At 61.7% G+C, this 16,107-nt stretch carries 17 protein-coding genes; 10 read left to right on the top strand and 7 right to left on the bottom strand.

The features are described from left to right. Positions 1-24: 24 nt before the first annotated feature. The 3 genes from CAG44_RS23465 (at position 25) to gdhA (ending at position 4,513) form a co-directional block, all read left to right on the top strand. On the top strand, positions 25-486 hold the full coding sequence (locus CAG44_RS23465; protein WP_085693088.1) for an SMI1/KNR4 family protein: 462 nt from the start codon (positions 25-27) through the stop codon (positions 484-486). A gap of 705 nt (positions 487-1,191) precedes the next feature. Further along, on the top strand, positions 1,192-2,859 hold the full coding sequence (gene ettA, locus CAG44_RS23460; RefSeq protein WP_015268893.1) for an energy-dependent translational throttle protein EttA: 1,668 nt from the start codon (positions 1,192-1,194) through the stop codon (positions 2,857-2,859). Positions 2,860-3,172: 313 nt separating this feature from the next. After that, entirely contained in the window at positions 3,173-4,513 is a 1,341-nt protein-coding gene (gene gdhA, locus CAG44_RS23455; protein WP_015268894.1) for an NADP-specific glutamate dehydrogenase, read from the top strand. 131 nt (positions 4,514-4,644) lie between these two features. Here the strand turns inward: gdhA and CAG44_RS23450 are convergent, their stop codons facing one another. The 4 genes from CAG44_RS23450 to CAG44_RS23435 form a co-directional block, all read right to left on the bottom strand. Further along, positions 4,645-5,142, bottom strand: coding sequence for a GreA/GreB family elongation factor (locus CAG44_RS23450; RefSeq protein ID WP_085693087.1), 498 nt, complete (start codon positions 5,140-5,142; stop codon positions 4,645-4,647). A 67-nt stretch (positions 5,143-5,209) separates the two neighbouring features. Continuing rightward, positions 5,210-5,566: a hypothetical protein gene (locus CAG44_RS23445; RefSeq protein WP_025337630.1), complete on the bottom strand. Its 357-nt coding sequence runs from the start codon at positions 5,564-5,566 to the stop codon at positions 5,210-5,212. 215 nt (positions 5,567-5,781) lie between these two features. Further along, complete coding sequence (locus CAG44_RS23440) at positions 5,782-7,635, bottom strand: DUF4105 domain-containing protein (RefSeq protein WP_085693086.1); 1,854 nt, start codon at positions 7,633-7,635, stop codon at positions 5,782-5,784. Between the two features lie 74 nt (positions 7,636-7,709). Beyond that, on the bottom strand, positions 7,710-8,198 hold the full coding sequence (locus tag CAG44_RS23435) for a DUF3015 domain-containing protein (RefSeq protein WP_003256313.1): 489 nt from the start codon (positions 8,196-8,198) through the stop codon (positions 7,710-7,712). Between the two features lie 253 nt (positions 8,199-8,451). Between CAG44_RS23435 and CAG44_RS23430 the strand changes: the two genes are divergently transcribed. The 5 genes from CAG44_RS23430 (at position 8,452) to CAG44_RS23410 (ending at position 13,244) form a co-directional block, all read left to right on the top strand. Then, positions 8,452-10,890, top strand: a complete 2,439-nt coding sequence (locus CAG44_RS23430; protein WP_075043716.1) for a Lon protease family protein — start codon at positions 8,452-8,454, stop codon at positions 10,888-10,890. Positions 10,891-11,051: 161 nt separating this feature from the next. Continuing rightward, positions 11,052-11,390: a hypothetical protein gene (locus tag CAG44_RS23425; protein WP_003247487.1), complete on the top strand. Its 339-nt coding sequence runs from the start codon at positions 11,052-11,054 to the stop codon at positions 11,388-11,390. A 198-nt stretch (positions 11,391-11,588) separates the two neighbouring features. Next, the gene (locus tag CAG44_RS23420) at positions 11,589-12,077 is read left to right on the top strand and encodes a TIGR00645 family protein (RefSeq protein ID WP_003247486.1); all 489 of its coding nucleotides are present in this window, start codon (positions 11,589-11,591) and stop codon (positions 12,075-12,077) included. A 158-nt stretch (positions 12,078-12,235) separates the two neighbouring features. After that, positions 12,236-12,541, top strand: coding sequence for a DUF6482 family protein (locus CAG44_RS23415; RefSeq protein ID WP_015268897.1), 306 nt, complete (start codon positions 12,236-12,238; stop codon positions 12,539-12,541). An 85-nt stretch (positions 12,542-12,626) separates the two neighbouring features. Next, positions 12,627-13,244 carry an FKBP-type peptidyl-prolyl cis-trans isomerase gene (locus CAG44_RS23410; RefSeq protein WP_085693085.1) on the top strand — a complete coding sequence of 206 codons (618 nt, stop codon included), beginning with the start codon at positions 12,627-12,629 and terminating at the stop codon, positions 13,242-13,244. Positions 13,245-13,371: 127 nt separating this feature from the next. On the opposite strand, the gene CAG44_RS23405 is transcribed toward CAG44_RS23410, so the two are convergent. From CAG44_RS23405 to CAG44_RS23395, 3 genes are all read right to left on the bottom strand, one after another. After that, a complete protein-coding gene (locus tag CAG44_RS23405; RefSeq protein ID WP_003256316.1) occupies positions 13,372-13,617 on the bottom strand; it encodes a hypothetical protein in 246 nt (81 codons plus the stop codon). An 84-nt stretch (positions 13,618-13,701) separates the two neighbouring features. Then, entirely contained in the window at positions 13,702-14,043 is a 342-nt protein-coding gene (locus CAG44_RS23400; protein WP_009686103.1) for a zinc ribbon domain-containing protein YjdM, read from the bottom strand. A 187-nt stretch (positions 14,044-14,230) separates the two neighbouring features. Then, entirely contained in the window at positions 14,231-15,199 is a 969-nt protein-coding gene (locus tag CAG44_RS23395; protein WP_003256318.1) for a polyprenyl synthetase family protein, read from the bottom strand. Between the two features lie 244 nt (positions 15,200-15,443). Here CAG44_RS23395 and rplU point away from each other — a divergent pair, with 244 nt between their 5' ends. Next, complete coding sequence (rplU, locus tag CAG44_RS23390; protein WP_003247466.1) at positions 15,444-15,758, top strand: 50S ribosomal protein L21; 315 nt, start codon at positions 15,444-15,446, stop codon at positions 15,756-15,758. A 38-nt stretch (positions 15,759-15,796) separates the two neighbouring features. Further along, positions 15,797-16,054: a 50S ribosomal protein L27 gene (gene rpmA, locus CAG44_RS23385; RefSeq protein ID WP_003247464.1), complete on the top strand. Its 258-nt coding sequence runs from the start codon at positions 15,797-15,799 to the stop codon at positions 16,052-16,054. Positions 16,055-16,107: the final 53 nt, after the last annotated feature.

The raw sequence follows: 16,107 nt of genomic DNA, 5'->3' as shown, positions 1-16,107 counted from the left end.
ATCTGCAGACTTTAGGAATTGAGAATGAGCCAAGTTACGACGCATCAAATTGAGGATTTAGTATCACTGCATCCTGATATCGTGTGCTTTGGTAGCCAGGCCGATTGCGTGGGTGATGACTGGATTGAGAAGGCCGAGCAGCGGCTAGGGCTTGAACTACCAGGGTCGTACAAGTGGTTTTTAAAGACGTATGCGGGTGGCGAGATTGGTACTGAAGAAATTTACAGTATCTATGGCGTGGACTTTGAGGGTGTCAATGGAGGGGATATTGTCTATCAGCATATTTTGGGCATAAAAAATAATCTGGTAGATGGCAAAAAGCTTGTGATTAGCGAAACTGATATGGGGGAAGTCTTTTTCTTTGACTATTCAAAGTTTAAAGATGGTGAGTGTCCCGTGAATCTTCGACTTCCGTCTGGTGAAGATGTTAATTACGCTTCAGATTTTTATGAGTTTTTATATAAACGAATTTCTGCTCATATTTGATAGGTGTCCTCATTCTGCACCGGCCATGCGCCGGTGTTGTTTTATCTGCTTACTGCAAAATCTCCTTTCCTTCGCTGCTTGCTTTGGTCGTGGCTTGAGCGATCAGGGCATCGAGCATCTGCGCAACAGAGTGTGGGTGATGCCGTGTTCTTTGCGCAGGCGGGCAATTCGCTCGCCCACGGCAATGAAAAATTCACGTTCTTCGCTGCTGATGCTCAGTCCGCAGGCCAAGCCCCGTCTTCGCCTATACCAGAGGGTCATGCTCCGCTTTGCTCAGCCTCCCTTTATCCAATGATGAACATGACTACCTTTCTGCCACCCAGCAGGCGAACAGTTGAGCGTGTCGCACGTAGTTGAGATGATAGCCAGCTTGGCAGCGGCGACGACTGGCGCAGGCGCCACAGGAGCGAGCAGCCTGCCGGCTCTGAGCGTCATGGCGAGGTCGATTTTTGTAGCGAGAACATGAGGTAGGGCGGAAAAAGGCTGCTTCACTGCGTTGCACCACCCAGCGACGGCATCCAGACCCCCGGCCAATCCTCGCCAGCTGCGCAACGGATCATTTTCATGGCGAGAAGGCTGTTTACGCGTTTTTGCAGCCCAAATTAACAGCGCGACGCCAGACAACGAATTTTTTGGCAATGGCAGCCCGGTCAAATTCACGTGGGCTGCCCGGTATTTCTTAACCTTTAGACTGGGGTATCCAGAATGGCTCAATACGTCTACACCATGCATCGGCTGAGCAAGGTCGTGCCGCCGAAGCGGGAAATTCTCAAGAACATTTCCCTGTCGTTCTTCCCGGGCGCCAAGATCGGCGTGCTCGGCCTGAACGGCGCCGGTAAATCGACCCTGCTGCGGATCATGGCGGGCGTCGACAAGGAATTCGACGGCGAAGCCCGTCCGATGCCCGACATCAACGTTGGCTACCTGCCGCAGGAACCGCAACTGGACCCGAACAAGTCGGTGCGCGAAGTGGTCGAGGAAGCGGTCAGCGTGATCAAGGACGCCCAGGCGCGCCTGGACGAGGTCTATGCGGCCTACGCCGAACCGGATGCCGACTTCGACAAGCTGGCCGCCGAGCAGGCCAAGCTGGAAGCCATCCTGCAGGCCGCCGACGGCCACAACCTTGAGCGCCAGCTGGACGTTGCCGCCGACGCCCTGCGCCTGCCGGCCTGGGACGCACGCATCGAGCACCTGTCCGGTGGTGAGAAGCGCCGCGTGGCCCTGTGCCGCCTGCTGCTGTCGGCCCCAGACATGCTGCTGCTGGACGAACCGACCAACCACCTGGACGCCGACTCGGTGGCCTGGCTGGAGCGCTTCCTGCACGACTTCCCGGGCACCGTGGTAGCCATTACCCACGACCGTTACTTCCTCGACAACGTTGCCGGCTGGATCCTGGAACTGGACCGCGGCGCCGGCATCCCGTACGAAGGCAACTACTCGGGCTGGCTGGAAGCCAAGTCCGAGCGCCTGGCGCAGGAATCCAAGCAGCAGAGCGCCCACGAGAAGGCCATGAAAGAGGAACTGGAATGGGTGCGCAAAGGCGCCAAGGCCCGCCAGTCCAAGTCCAAGGCCCGTCTGCAGCGCTTTGAAGAAATGCAGTCGCAGGAATTCCAGAAGCGCAGCGAAACCAACGAGATCTACATCCCGGCCGGTCCGCGCCTGGGCGACAAGGTCATCGAGTTCAAGAACGTCACCAAGGGCTACGGCGACCGCGTGCTGATCGACAACCTGTCGTTCTCCATGCCTAAAGGCGCCATCGTCGGTGTGATCGGTGGTAACGGTGCCGGTAAGTCGACCCTGTTCCGCATGCTGATGGGCAAGGAACAGCCGGACTCGGGCAGCATCGAGATCGGTGAAACCGTGCAGCTGGCCTGCGTCGACCAGAGCCGCGAAGACCTGGACGGCGGCAAGACCGTGTTCCAGCAGGTTTCCGACGGGTCCGACATGATCCGCATCGGCAACTACGAGATCCCGTCGCGTACCTATGTGGGCCGCTTCAACTTCAAGGGTGGCGACCAGCAGAAGTTCGTCAAGGACCTGTCCGGTGGTGAGCGTGGCCGCCTGCACCTGGCCCTGACCCTGAAGGAGGGCGGTAACGTCCTGCTGCTCGACGAACCGTCCAACGACCTCGACGTCGAAACCCTGCGTTCGCTGGAAGAAGCCCTGCTGGACTTCCCGGGCGCGGCGATCGTGATCTCCCACGACCGTTGGTTCCTGGACCGTGTGGCTACCCACATCCTGGCGTACGAAGACGACTCGAACGTGGTGTTCTTCGAGGGTAACTACACCGAGTACGAAGCCGACCGCAAGAAGCGCCTGGGCGATGCTGCTGCCCAGCCGCACCGTGTACGGCACAAGAAGCTGGCCCAGTAAGCCGGTATTCTGATGCACAAGAATGGGGCCCTTTGAGGCCCCATTTTTGTGCCTGGCTGGAAAGTGGTGCTGGCTTCATTCGCGGGCATGCCCGCTCCCACAGGAGCCCCTGGAACCCAAGGCCTGTGATAAACCTGTGGGAGCGGGCGAGCCCGCGAAGAAGCCGCCGCCGACATGTGGTTTTGTATACACTTATAGAAAACGCACCAAATAATTTCAAAAAAACGACATTTCGCCCTATTCCGGTGCGATTGCTTCTTGGTACATTCCTGAAAAAACCAATAAGTCCAATCCTCTTGGTGAGATGTCTACCATGATCGAATCTGTCGACAATTTCCTCGCGCGCCTGAAGCAACGCGACCCGGCCCAACCTGAATTCCACCAGGCTGTGGAAGAAGTGCTGCGCAGCCTGTGGCCATTCCTCGAGGCCAACCCGCATTACCTGCAGGCCGGCATTCTGGAGCGCATGGTCGAGCCCGAGCGCGCCGTGCTGTTCCGCGTATCCTGGGTCGATGACCAGGGCAAGGTGCAGGTCAACCGCGGCTACCGCATCCAGATGAGCAGCGCCATCGGCCCGTACAAGGGCGGCCTGCGCTTCCACCCGTCGGTCAACCTGGGCGTGCTCAAGTTCCTGGCCTTCGAGCAGGTGTTCAAGAACTCCCTCACCTCGCTGCCCATGGGCGGCGGCAAAGGCGGCTCGGACTTCGACCCCAAAGGCAAGAGCGATGCCGAAGTCATGCGCTTCTGCCAGGCGTTCATGAGCGAGCTGTACCGCCACATTGGCGCAGACCTGGACGTCCCGGCCGGCGACATCGGCGTGGGCGCCCGCGAAATCGGCTTCATGTTCGGCCAGTACAAGCGCCTGGCCAACCAGTTCACTTCGGTGCTGACCGGCAAGGGCATGACCTACGGCGGCAGCCTGATCCGCCCGGAAGCCACCGGCTACGGCTGCGTGTACTTCGCCGAGGAAATGCTCAAGCGCCAGGACAAGCGTATCGATGGCTGCCGCGTGGCGATTTCCGGTTCGGGTAACGTGGCCCAGTATGCCGCGCGCAAGGTCATGGACCTGGGCGGCAAGGTGATTTCGCTGTCCGACTCCGAAGGCACCCTGTACGCCGAAGCTGGCCTGACCGATGCCCAGTGGGATGCGGTGATGGAGCTGAAGAACGTCAAGCGTGGCCGCATCAGCGAACTGGCCGCGCAGTTCGGCCTGGAGTTCCGCAAGGGCCAGACCCCGTGGAGCCTGCCGTGCGACATCGCCCTGCCGTGTGCCACGCAGAACGAGCTGGACGCCGAAGACGCCCGCACCTTGCTGCGCAATGGCTGCATCTGCGTGGCCGAAGGCGCCAACATGCCGACCACCCTCGAGGCTGTGGATATCTTCCTGGAAGCGGGCATCCTGTACGCCCCGGGCAAGGCCTCCAACGCCGGCGGCGTGGCCGTGTCGGGCCTGGAGATGTCGCAGAACGCCATGCGCCTGCTGTGGACTGCCGGTGAGGTGGACAGCAAGCTGCACAACATCATGCAGTCGATTCACCATGCTTGCGTGCATTACGGTGAAGAGGCGGATGGCAGCATCAACTACGTCAAAGGTGCGAACATCGCAGGCTTCGTGAAAGTGGCTGATGCGATGCTGGCGCAGGGCGTGGTCTGATTCGAGGCCCTAGGGGCTGCTTTGCAGCCCATCGCCGGCAAGCGCGGCTCCCACAGGTACTGAACAAGGCTTGAGAGCTGCGCGCTTCCTGTGGGAGCCGCGCTTGCCGGCGATGGGGCGCGAAGCGACCCCTAGGGCCCACCTTCAATTTCGATCACCTCGATCACCTGCTCCCCCACCGGCCGCCGCCAGACCACCTCATCCCCAGGCCCCGCGCCAAGCAAAGCCCGCCCCAACGGCGAACCCCAGTTGATCAACCCCCGCCCGGCATCCGCCTCATCCTCGCCCACCAGCCTTACCACTTGCTCCTGATCCTGCCCATCGACAAACCGCACCCGGCTACCAATCTGCACCTTGCTGCGCGATGTCGCCGCCGGCACCACCTGGGCACTCTGCACCCGCGCGCTGAAGTAGCGCAGGTCCCGTTCGGTATCCGCCAGCCGCTGCTTGTCGCCACGTTCGCCCTGTGCCTGCAGTTCGCTGCGCAGGGCGTTCAGTTCGGCCACGCGCTCCTGCAGCTGGCGCAGGCCGCTGGCGGTCACGTAGTTGGGTTGTTCGCTGACCCGTCGCTCGACCGGCTGATCAGCCTGGGCGGCGGCCTGGTCTTCGTTGACGAATGCTCGGCTCATGCGTGGCCTCCTTGTGCAGGAGACCATCATCGCAGGCCGCCGGTTTCAAGGGATGTCCGTTTGCGACTCAGTTGTGGCGATAGGCGCGTGCGGCGTCGCGGTCCTTTTCCTGCTCCCAGTCGCGCTCGCGCTGGTCCCAGAAGCGCTCGTGGTACTGGCGCTGTTCTTCGCTGTTCTGCATGGCGTGGCACTGGCGAAAGCCGTCGTCCCAGCCACTTTCGTACTGGCGCTCGTGCAGGTAGCGCGGCACGTCCTTGCGAAAGCCGCCGACCATCAGCCCTGCCGCCTGGCGGCCGCTGCTGCAGCCATCCTGGAAGCCATCGGCATAGGCGGGGGGATAACCCTGGTTGACCATCTGCTCGTGGGTGGTTTCGCAACCAGACAGCAACAACGCCATGCACACGCCAAACCAGTACCGCGACATAACCACAAAACCCTCCGGTTGATACTGGAAAGTCTAGGTGGCGATTTGTCGGGGGGCCGTTAAAACAGTGTCAAAGAGTCGGTTGGTTCACACTGCTCTGCTGACCTCACTGGCCCATTCGCGGGCACGCCCGCTCCCACAGGATCACCCCAGGATTCGAGGCCAGTGCAGTACCTGTGGGAGCGGGCATGCCCGCGAAAGGCCGCAAAGCGGCCTCAGTAGTGGTACCACTTCAGCTCAAGCATCACCTCGTTCTGCGCCGTAGCCAGGTGGCTGAATTCCCGCGAAGCACTCAACCGCACCCCCAGGTTCTGGCTGATCTCCCACTGCTGGTTCAAACTCACACTGCGCCGTACCTCGCCATTGGTGAAGTAGTCGCCCTTGGCCTCCAGCGTCATGTTGCCCAGCCCGTTGCGCCACAGCAGCCCGCCATTGAAGCCCGCCGCCGGGGCGATGAACTGGGCAAAATCATTGTGGTGCTCGATCCGCACCGTGCCCAGGGCAAAGCCCAGCAACCCGTCGGCCAGTTGCCAGGTGCCGCCGGCCCCGCCGTTCACATGGCTCACCAGCACTTCGTCATCATGCTTGCCCGGCACCCGCTCCAGCCCGCCGGCCACCTGCCACGACCAAGGCTTGAGCAGCTCGTTGCGCGGCGTCAGCGAGCGGATGGTGGCAAGGTCCAGGCGCTGCACCTGCCAGTCATTGCCTTCGTACTGACGCAGCTTCAGCTGCAGGATCTCGATCTGCGCCCCCAGCGGGAAGCCATAGGCGTTGTCGTTCAGGTCGTGGTAGGCCATGCGCAGGCCGTACTCGGCGTAGGCGCGGTCTTCGCGGGTGCCCACGCCAAGCTGCCAGGTGCGCGAGTCATGGCCGTCCTCGGGCAGGCCCGGGCGCTCGATCTGCAGGGGCGGTGGCGGGTTGCTGTTGATCGCTCGCAGTAGCTCGAAGCTGCGTTTCGCCTGCCCAGGGTCGCGCTCCTGGCCATTGGCGCGGTAACGCTCCAGGCGGTACGCGGCATCCTGCACCAGCGCCTGGCGCTGGCGGGGGAGGGCCTTGAACTCGGGGCTCTGCAGGTGCGCGGTGTCGGCGCTTGCAGCCAGCACCTGGCGCTTTTCGTCGTGATCGAGCGGCTCGGCCCGGGCCAGCAGTTCACGTTCGCGAGAGGGGCGGTACGTCTCGCTGGCGACCATGCCGGACTGCTTCACGGCCTTCACCGTGTCGGTCGGGATGGCGGTCAGCGGGAACTGCGAGGTCAGGTCCAGGCTCGGCCGGGCCACCTGCAGCAGTTCCAGCAGGCGGTACGAGCAGTTTTCGTCGAAGAAGAAGTAGTCGAACTGGACCTGCTTCAGCTCCCACACATGTTCGACCATGCGCCCGGTTTCTTCCGGGGTCAGGTCCAGCTGGTACTCCCACAGGTCGCGGTTTTCCAGGCTGCGGTATTCGGACAGTTTTTCCTGGTAGGGCATCAGCGCGAACAGGCCCGGGTAGCCGCCCATCAGGCCCTTCCAGGCGTACAGGATGCTGTTGTCGCTGCCTTCGATGTAGGCGCCGAAGTTGATCGCGTAGCTCAGCAACGTGGTGTCGTCGCTGCGGGTGTTGGACTGGTCGATGCGCAGCAAGGTGTGGCCGAACATCGATGACGGGCTGTTCAGGTAGGCCGCCGGGAAGATCAGCGCCGCACTGTGCGGGTCGATCGACTGGTACCAGGTGGTGAATTCCTGGCAGTCCGGTTGCGGCAAGTCTTGCAGGTCGAGCTGTTCGCGCAGCCAGCGGGTGCGCGCCGGGAATACGCACTGGGCATGTTTGTCGCCGAGGCTGGCCGGGGCGTACAGCGCTTCGACCGTGGCTTGCAGCTCCTGGTCGGGGTGGTGCGCACCATCCTCGGCGAGGAAGAACGCATCATCGTCCACATAGCTGCGCCAGCCACCCAGCTTGGCGGTTTCGTAATGGCCCAGGGCAATCCAGTAAGGGGTGTTGGCCAGTTGCTGGACACGGCCTTGGTCCAGCACGGGCGCGGCATGAACAGGGGCGCAGGCACACAGCGCCAGGGATACGAAGCGTTTGAGCATGTCGGGCAACTACTTCTTAACGATGCCGAAAAAAGGCGAAACCCGCCCCGGGGCCGGGGCGGGAGCAGCTGCACTCAGGCCTCGGTTGCGTATTTGGCCAGGCGTGGGTCGTTCTTCAGAACAGCCAGGGTGTTGCTGTGGACGGTTTCGGCAGTGACGTCGGCGCTGCTGAAGATCTGGTTGAAGTGCTGGTGGGTGACCGATGCGAAGTAGCCACGGTCTTCCGGGGCCACGCCGAGAACCACGGCATAGGTGGTCAGTGCTTCGCCCTGGCCCATGGCCATGTCTTCGGAAAGCTCATTCATCATGCCGTTCATGGCGAACCAGGACTTGCCGCCGTAGGTCAGCGAGGCCTTGGTCGAGCAGCCGTTGGTGCCGGAGGTCATGCCGAAGGTGGCGTTACCGGAGGTGCCGTTGGTGGTAGAAGCCAGGAAGTGTGCCGGAGTGCCGCGCTGGCCTTCGAACAGCATGTTGCCCCAACCGCAGTTCGGGCCGCCTGGCGCTTCGGCCATGGCATTGATCGAGACCACGGTGAACAGAGTACCCAGAAGAATCCGTTTCATAGCATTTGTTCTCTATTTGACTTAACCAAGGGTCAGGGTTTCTGGCAACTCGGTTGCCAGGTCGGGAAAGCTTTTCACCCACCCGCGCAGCTTGGAGTTTAGGCACGATCTAAGAGTTGCGTTGTTGATTGCGAAAAATTTGCTGTTACATGACCCGCACCGGCTGCGACATAAAGTCCCGTGGAGCCTTGCAAGGCGCGCGCGGGCAGCGCCAGAATGCTGCGTATCTGCCCCGCCGAAGTAAGGAAACCCAATGCCCGATCCTGTCGCTGCGCGCCTGCGTCTCGCGCCTGAAGCCCTGACCCGGCGTTTCTCCCCCGAGCAGTTTGCCTTTACCAATACCGACGATCTGGAGCCGTTTCGCGGAGTCCTGGGCCAGGAGCGTGCTGTCGAGGCCCTGCAGTTCGGCGTGGCCATGCCGCGCCCTGGTTACAACGTGTACGTGATGGGCGAGCCCGGCACCGGCCGCTTCTCGTTCGTCAAGCGCTACCTCAAGGCCGAGGGCAAGCGCCAGCAGACCCCGGCCGACTGGGTCTACGTCAACCACTTCGATGACACCCGTGAACCCCGCGCACTGGAGTTGCCGTCCGGCAGCGCCGGGGCGTTCATCAGCGACATGAGCGGGCTGATCGACAACCTGTTGTCGACCTTCCCGGCGGTGTTCGAGCACCCGTCGTACCAGCAGAAGAAAGGCGCCATCGACCGCGCCTTCAACCAGCGTTACGACCGCGCCCTGGATGTGATCGAGCGCGCCTCGCTGGAAAAGGACGTGGCCCTGTACCGCGACGCCAGCAACGTCGCCTTCACCCCGATGGCCGACGGCAAGGCGCTGGATGAAGCCGAATTCGCCCAGTTGCCGGAAGAGGTGCGCGAGCAGTTCCACGAGGATATTGCCCTGCTCGAGGAACGCCTGAACGAAGAGCTGGCCAGCCTGCCGCAATGGAAACGCGAGTCGAACAACCAACTGCGCCAGCTCAACGAAGAAACCATCACCCTGGCCCTGCAACCGTTGCTGGCGCCGCTGTCGGAGAAGTACGCCGAGAACGCTGCGGTCTGCGCCTACCTGCAGTCGGTGCAGCTGAACCTGCTGCGTACCGTGGTCGAGCAACTGGTCGATGACAGCAAGACCGACGCGGCCGCGCGCAAGCTGCTGGAAGAGCAGTACGCCCCAAGCCTGGTGGTCGGCCACCACGCCGACGGCGGTGCGCCGGTGGTGTTCGAACCGCACCCGACCTACGACAACCTGTTTGGCCGTATCGAATACAGCACCGACCAGGGTGCGCTGTACACCTCGTACCGCCAGCTGCGCCCGGGCGCACTGCACCGCGCCAACGGCGGCTTCCTGATTCTGGAAGCCGAGAAGATGCTGGGCGAGCCGTTCGTCTGGGACGCGCTCAAGCGTGCGCTGCAGTCGCGCAAGTTGAAGATGGAGTCGCCACTGGGCGAGCTGGGCCGGGTGGCCACCGTCAGCCTGACACCGCAGATGATCCCGCTGAACATCAAGCTGGTCATCATCGGTTCGCGCCAGCTGTATTACGCGCTGCAGGACCACGACCCGGACTTCCAGGAGATGTTCCGGGTGCTGGTGGACTTCGACGAAGACATGCCCATGGTCGACGAGAACCTGGAGCAGTTCGCCCAGCTGTTGCGCACCCGCACCAACGAAGAGGGCATGGCGCCACTGACCAGTGACGCGGTGGCGCGCCTGGCCACCTACAGCGCCCGCCTGGCAGAAAACCAGTCGCGTCTGTCGGCGCGTATCGGCGACCTGTTCCAGCTGGTCAGCGAAGCCGATTTCATCCGCCAGCTGGCCAGTGACGAAATGACCGACGCCGGGCACATCGAGCGTGCGCTCAAGGCCAAGGCCACCCGTACCGGGCGTGTTTCGCAGCGGGTGCTGGACGACATGCTCGCCGGCATCATCCTGATCGACACCGAAGGCGCTGCCATCGGCAAGTGCAACGGCCTGACCGTGCTGGAAGTGGGGGATTCGGCGTTCGGTATGCCGGCGCGCATCTCCGCCACCGTGTACCCGGGCGGCAGCGGTATCGTCGACATCGAGCGCGAGGTCAACCTCGGCCAGCCGATTCACTCCAAGGGTGTGATGATCCTCACCGGCTACCTGGGCAGCCGCTATGCCCAGGAGTTCCCGCTGGCGATCTCGGCGAGCATCGCCCTGGAACAGTCCTACGGCTATGTGGACGGTGACAGCGCCTCGCTGGGCGAAGCCTGCACGCTGATCTCGGCCTTGTCGCGCACACCGCTCAAGCAGTGCTTCGCCATTACCGGCTCGATCAACCAGTTTGGTGAAGTGCAGGCGGTGGGTGGGGTCAACGAGAAGATTGAGGGCTTCTTCCGCCTGTGCGAGGCGCGTGGCCTGACCGGCGAGCAGGGGGTGATCATCCCGCGTGCCAACGTCGCCACGCTGATGCTCGACGAGCGCGTGCTGCAGGCAGTGGAGAACGGCATGTTCCACGTGTACGCGGTCAGCCAGGCCGACGAGGCGTTGAGCCTGCTGGTGGGCGAGGAGGCCGGTGTGCTGGATGACAAGGGCCAGTTCACCGAGGGCAGCGTCAACGCCCGGGTGGTGGAGCGCCTGCGTGAGATTGCCGAGATGATCAGCGAGGAAGAAATCGAGAAGGCGGAGAAAGAACGCCTGGAAGAGGTAATTGCCCAGGCCAAGCCGGCCTGAGTCAAGAAACCGGCGCTGGCGGCGATGTGCTACCGTTCAGCGCCGGTTTTCCATCTTTCTGTACCGTTCTTCTATGCTGGAACTTAAGGACGGTATCAGCGTTCAGGATGGAAACAGCCTGAGGTTCAGGCTGAACAAGGCTTTTTGGAGGGGGCGCGGCCATGCGCAATCTCAGCCTCACACGCCAGTGCCTGGGCCTGGTGACCCGCATCGAATGCAGCATCCGTCCGCTGGCCGGGGACAACGGCATGTGGACGCTGCTGTTCGCCGCCGGCATGGCCGGTGAACAACCGTCCGCGATCAAGGCCCAAGGGCCGTTCCATGGGCCGTTGGTGGCCGAATCGGTACTCAATGCCATTGTCGACAGCCTGACCTTGCATGGGTACCAGGTGGCCGAGGATCCGCAGATCTGGTGTTTGCATTTGCAGGCGCAGTTGCGGCGGATCAACGGTGAGCGGTGTCGGAACCTGGGGGATTACCAGTTTCATCCTGAGACCTGAGTAAGTTTTACTGGCCTCATCGCCGGCAAGCCAGCTCCCACAGGTAAAGCAAAGGCCACAGGTCGGTGATCAACCTGTGGGAGCTGGCTTGCCGGCGATTGGGCTGCAAAGCAGCCCCGTTCACCGGGCTTTTGCTGTAACAGGTGGCTGGCTATACTCGCCGTCGCTTTTTAGTCACCTGATGAGTCCCAACCCTCCATGGAACGTATCCTCGAAAACGCGATGTATGCCTCGCGCTGGCTGCTCGCCCCCATCTACTTCGGCCTGTCCCTCGGCCTGCTGGCCCTGGCGCTGAAATTCTTCCAGGAAGTGGTCCACGTCCTGCCCAACGTCTTCGCCCTCAGCGAAGCCGACCTGATCCTGGTGATCCTGTCGCTGATCGACATGTCGCTGGTGGGCGGCCTGCTGGTGATGGTGATGATCTCCGGCTACGAGAACTTCGTCTCGCAACTGGACATCGACGAGAGCAAGGAAAAGCTCAACTGGCTGGGCAAGATGGACTCTTCGTCGCTGAAGATGAAGGTTGCCGCGTCGATCGTGGCCATTTCGTCCATCCACCTGCTGCGGGTGTTCATGGATGCACAGAACATCTCCACCGATTACCTGATGTGGTACGTGATCATCCACATGACCTTCGTGGTCTCGGCATTCTGCATGGGTTACCTGGACAAGCTGACCAAGCACTGAGCCTGTCAGGCCTCTTCGCAATCCCTGTGGGAGCGGGCAAGCCCGCGAAGAGGCCGGCACGGTCCACCTGACGAGCGGCGTCAGTCATGCCTTGTGCATTCTCCCTTTCTGTACAAAAAATGAGCTCTCATGCGTGGTTCCCATCGCGAGGTGCTCTCATGAACCTGCATCAGCTCAACACCGAGGCCAGGGCTGGCCATGTGGACGAACTGAACCTGATCGCCATCGAAGGTGGTGACTACCTGCTCGAGGCCCGGATCAAAGGCCACCCCCACCCCCTGTCCGATGCCCGTGGTGAACGCTTGCGCGTACATTCGGTGGAGGACGCGCGCAAGTTGCTGCAAACCATCCCCATGGTCTCGATGAACCTGGTGCACTGGTCGGTGCAGGACGAAATGTGCGGTATGGGCACGCACCCGGAAGAAGACTTGAAGGTGCCGATTTCCCAGCGCTCGGCCTGGTAGCTGCTCGCAGCGCCCCAGTGTGCTAGGCTGCTCGCCCTTTTCATCAAGGGCGCGGCTTCACTGCGCCCTGCAGTGGAGCACGACAATGTCCGAACTCAACCTGTCCACCGACGAAACTCGCGTCAGCTACGGCATCGGCCGTCAGCTGGGCGGCCAGCTGCGCGACAACCCGCCACCAGGCGTCAGCCTGGAAGCCATCCTGGCCGGCCTGACCGATGCCTTCAACGGCGCCGACAGCCGCGTCAGCGAAGCCGACCTGTCGGCCAGCTTCAAGGTCATCCGCGACATGATGCAAGCCGAAGCAGCCGCCAAGGCTGAAGCCGCTGCTGCTGCTGGCAAGGCATTCCTGGTCGAGAACGCCAAGCGTGACGGCATCACCACCCTGGCTTCGGGCCTGCAGTTCGAAGTACTGACCGCAGGCGAAGGCGCCAAGCCGACCCGCGAAGACAACGTGCGCACCCACTACCACGGCACCCTGATCGACGGCACTGTGTTCGACAGCTCCTACGACCGTGGTCAGCCGGCTGAATTCCCGGTAGGTGGTGTGATCGCTGGCTGGACCGAAGCCCTGCAGCTGATGAACGCTGGCAGCAAATGGCGCCTGTACGTGCCGAGCGAGCTGGCCTACGGCGCCCAAGGTGTTGGCAGCATCCCGCCGCACAGCGTGCTGGTGTTCGACGTCGAGCTGCTCGACGTTCTGTAATGCCGCTGGGGCCGCTTTGCGGCCCATTCGCGGGCAAGCCCGCTCCCACAAGATCCCCACAGCATTCGAACCCTGTGTTGTGCTTGTGGGAGCTGGCTTGCCGGCGATGAGGCCGGCCCTGCTGGCCTCAATTCCAGTCTGTCCCCCCGGGGCGCAACGCCCGCGCATAGCAGAACAGAAACAGATTCCGCACCAGTTCCTTGAGCACCCCCGGTTCACTCGAGTTCAGCCCGCTCATGTCCAGGTCGCCCTGGTCGCGCAGCTCGTCGAGCGCTTCTTCTTCAAGCACCGCGCACACTTCGCCGGTTTCCCGATGAAGAATGCGCAGGTAGGGGTGAGGGCGGTCCAGCCAGGCGTCGATCAGATAAGTCATGGCTATTCTCCTTGGATAGCAGTCCTAATGAGAATAATTCTTATTATCTGAATAGCAAGCGCCAATTGGCGGTTTTTTGGAAAATCAGACCTTGCGTACGAACTCGGACTTCAGCTTCATGGCGCCGATGCCGTCGATCTTGCAGTCGATGTCGTGATCGCCATCGCACAGGCGGATGTTCTTCACCTTGGTGCCGACCTTGACCACCAGGGACGAGCCCTTGACCTTGAGGTCCTTGATCACGGTGACGGTGTCGCCATCCTGCAGGATGTTGCCGACCGAGTCCTTCTTCACCACCTCGTCGCTGGCCGCTTCGGCATCGCCGCTGGCCGACCACTCGTGGGCGCATTCAGGGCAGATCAGCTGAGTGCCATCCTCATAGGTGTATTCGGAGTTGCATTTCGGGCAGGGTGGCAGAGTGCTCACTTCGGTTCCTCAAACAAACAGACGGGCGGTTAAAAACCCGAATTGTATAAGGTATTTTTTCAGAAGTGATTATGTCCGGACAAAAGCATTCGCGGGCTTGCCCGCTCCCACACGATCTGCGCTACCTTTGAGGCTTGCGCGATCCCTGTGGGAGCGGGCAAGCCCGCGAAGAATACGACTCGGTCTATCAGTGAGTACGCGCGACAGCAAACTCGCTCAGCTCGACCAGCGCATCACGATATTCGCTGGCCGGCAGCACTTCCAGGCACTGGATGGCACGCTTCACATAGTCACGCGCCAGCTCCGCCGTGTACTTCAGCGCACCCGACTCCTCGACCGCCACGCGAATCTGCTCCAGGTCTTCCAGGCCACCCTTCTGGATCGCCTGGCGCACCAGCGCAGCCTGTTCGGCGGTGCCTTCGCGCATGGTGTAGATCAGCGGCAGGGTAGGCTTGCCTTCGGCCAGGTCGTCACCGACGTTCTTGCCCAGGGTCTGCGAGTCGCCCTTGTAGTCCAGCAGGTCGTCGACCAGCTGGAACGCCACGCCCAGGTGGTCACCGAAGGTACGCAGGGCCTCGCGCTGTTCGTCGGTGGCTTCGGCCAGCGCGGCGGCGCTGTGGGTCGAAGCCTCGAACAGCATCGCGGTCTTGCCGCGGATGACCTCCATGTAGACTTCCTCGGTGGTGCTGGCGTCGCGTACCCGCGACAGCTGCAGCACTTCACCCTCGGCAATCACGCGGGTGGCCTTGGAAAGGATCTGCATGACCGGCATCGAGCCCAGTTCGACCATCATCTCGAACGAGCGCGAATAGAGGAAGTCGCCCACCAGCACGCTCGGCGCATTGCCCCACAGGGCATTGGCGGTGGAGCGGCCACGGCGCATGCCGGACATGTCGACCACGTCGTCGTGCAGCAGGGTAGCGGTGTGCAGGAATTCGATGGTGGCAGCCAGCAGGCGCAGGTCGTCGCCTTCGCGGCCCAGGGCCTTGCCACACAGCAGCACCAGCAGGGGGCGCAGGCGCTTGCCACCGGCGGACGTGATATAGTCGCCGATCTTCGATACCAGCGGCACGCGCGAGGTCAGCTGCTTCTTGATGATCTCGTCGACGGCGCTGAAATCATCAGCCACCGCGCGGTAGAAGGATTGGGGTTGCATCGGCTGCTCCAGTGAGGTTGCGCGGCATGCTAGGTCGCAGGTCCCGGTGTGTCAAGGCGCGGTGCCAGCGCCCCGGGGGCGGTACTTGCAAGCAAAACCGCGGTTGCGTACAATCGCGCACCCTAACTTCCTGGGCAGCACCTGCCTTACGCAATTGCGCCGGGCCGTTCCAGCCCTGTGCAGCCATGCCAGCCAATACTCATCATATAAAGCGCTGGGTGAGCAGGATTATCGGAGAAATACCATGTCTTACGCAGTAATCGTTACCGGCGGCAAGCAGTACAAAGTCGCTGAAGGTGAATTCCTCAAGATCGAAAAACTGGAAGTCGCCACTGGCGAATCCGTGACCTTCGATCGCGTCCTGCTGGTCGCCAACGGTGAAGAAGTCACCATCGGTGCTCCAGTTGTTGCTGGCGCTAAAGTAGTGGCCGAAGTCGTTTCGCAAGGCCGCCACGACAAGGTTCGCATCATCAAGTTCCGTCGTCGTAAGCACCACATGAAGCGTATGGGCCACCGCCAGTGGTTCACCGAGATCAAAATCACCGGTATCCAGGCTTAATCCCCTAGATCCCCTGAATTTATTTGGAGAATTGAACCATGGCTCACAAGAAGGCTGGTGGTAGTACTCGTAACGGTCGCGACTCAGAATCGAAACGCCTTGGCGTGAAGATGTATGGCGGCCAGGTTATCAAGCCAGGCAACATCATCGTCCGTCAGCGCGGCACCGAATTCCACGCTGGCTACGGCGTTGGCATGGGCAAGGATCACACCTTGTTCGCCAAGATCGAAGGCGTGATCAAGTTCGAGAAAAAAGGCGAGTTCATGCGCCGTTACGTGAGCATCGTCGCCGCTTAATCGCGACGTCGCTCCAGAAGCCCCGTCATGCGACGGGGCTTTTTCGTTTGTGG

This window comes from Pseudomonas sp. B13(2017), from assembly GCF_002113245.1.
In the GTDB taxonomy this organism is placed as follows: Bacteria; Pseudomonadota; Gammaproteobacteria; order Pseudomonadales; family Pseudomonadaceae; genus Aquipseudomonas; species Aquipseudomonas putida_Z.
The sequence above is the reverse complement of the archived record's forward strand: the minus strand, read 5'-3'. Positions and strand labels throughout refer to the sequence as shown.

Bases quoted from the DNA above. Each gene is read 5' to 3' on its own strand.
- CAG44_RS23420 (WP_003247486.1), top strand. From the start codon at position 11,589: ATGGAACGTATCCTCGAAAACGCGATGTATGCCTCGCGCTGGCTGCTC.
- CAG44_RS23450 (WP_085693087.1), bottom strand. From the start codon at position 5,142: ATGAGCCGAGCATTCGTCAACGAAGACCAGGCCGCCGCCCAGGCTGAT.
- CAG44_RS23395 (WP_003256318.1), bottom strand. From the start codon at position 15,199: ATGCAACCCCAATCCTTCTACCGCGCGGTGGCTGATGATTTCAGCGCC.
- CAG44_RS23405 (WP_003256316.1), bottom strand. From the start codon at position 13,617: ATGACTTATCTGATCGACGCCTGGCTGGACCGCCCTCACCCCTACCTG.
- CAG44_RS23445 (WP_025337630.1), bottom strand. From the start codon at position 5,566: ATGTCGCGGTACTGGTTTGGCGTGTGCATGGCGTTGTTGCTGTCTGGT.
- CAG44_RS23465 (WP_085693088.1), top strand. From the start codon at position 25: ATGAGCCAAGTTACGACGCATCAAATTGAGGATTTAGTATCACTGCAT.
- gdhA (WP_015268894.1), top strand. From the start codon at position 3,173: ATGATCGAATCTGTCGACAATTTCCTCGCGCGCCTGAAGCAACGCGAC.
- CAG44_RS23425 (WP_003247487.1), top strand. From the start codon at position 11,052: ATGCGCAATCTCAGCCTCACACGCCAGTGCCTGGGCCTGGTGACCCGC.
- CAG44_RS23430 (WP_075043716.1), top strand. From the start codon at position 8,452: ATGCCCGATCCTGTCGCTGCGCGCCTGCGTCTCGCGCCTGAAGCCCTG.
- CAG44_RS23440 (WP_085693086.1), bottom strand. From the start codon at position 7,635: ATGCTCAAACGCTTCGTATCCCTGGCGCTGTGTGCCTGCGCCCCTGTT.
- rplU (WP_003247466.1), top strand. From the start codon at position 15,444: ATGTCTTACGCAGTAATCGTTACCGGCGGCAAGCAGTACAAAGTCGCT.
- CAG44_RS23410 (WP_085693085.1), top strand. From the start codon at position 12,627: ATGTCCGAACTCAACCTGTCCACCGACGAAACTCGCGTCAGCTACGGC.
- rpmA (WP_003247464.1), top strand. From the start codon at position 15,797: ATGGCTCACAAGAAGGCTGGTGGTAGTACTCGTAACGGTCGCGACTCA.
- CAG44_RS23435 (WP_003256313.1), bottom strand. From the start codon at position 8,198: ATGAAACGGATTCTTCTGGGTACTCTGTTCACCGTGGTCTCGATCAAT.
- ettA (WP_015268893.1), top strand. From the start codon at position 1,192: ATGGCTCAATACGTCTACACCATGCATCGGCTGAGCAAGGTCGTGCCG.
- CAG44_RS23415 (WP_015268897.1), top strand. From the start codon at position 12,236: ATGAACCTGCATCAGCTCAACACCGAGGCCAGGGCTGGCCATGTGGAC.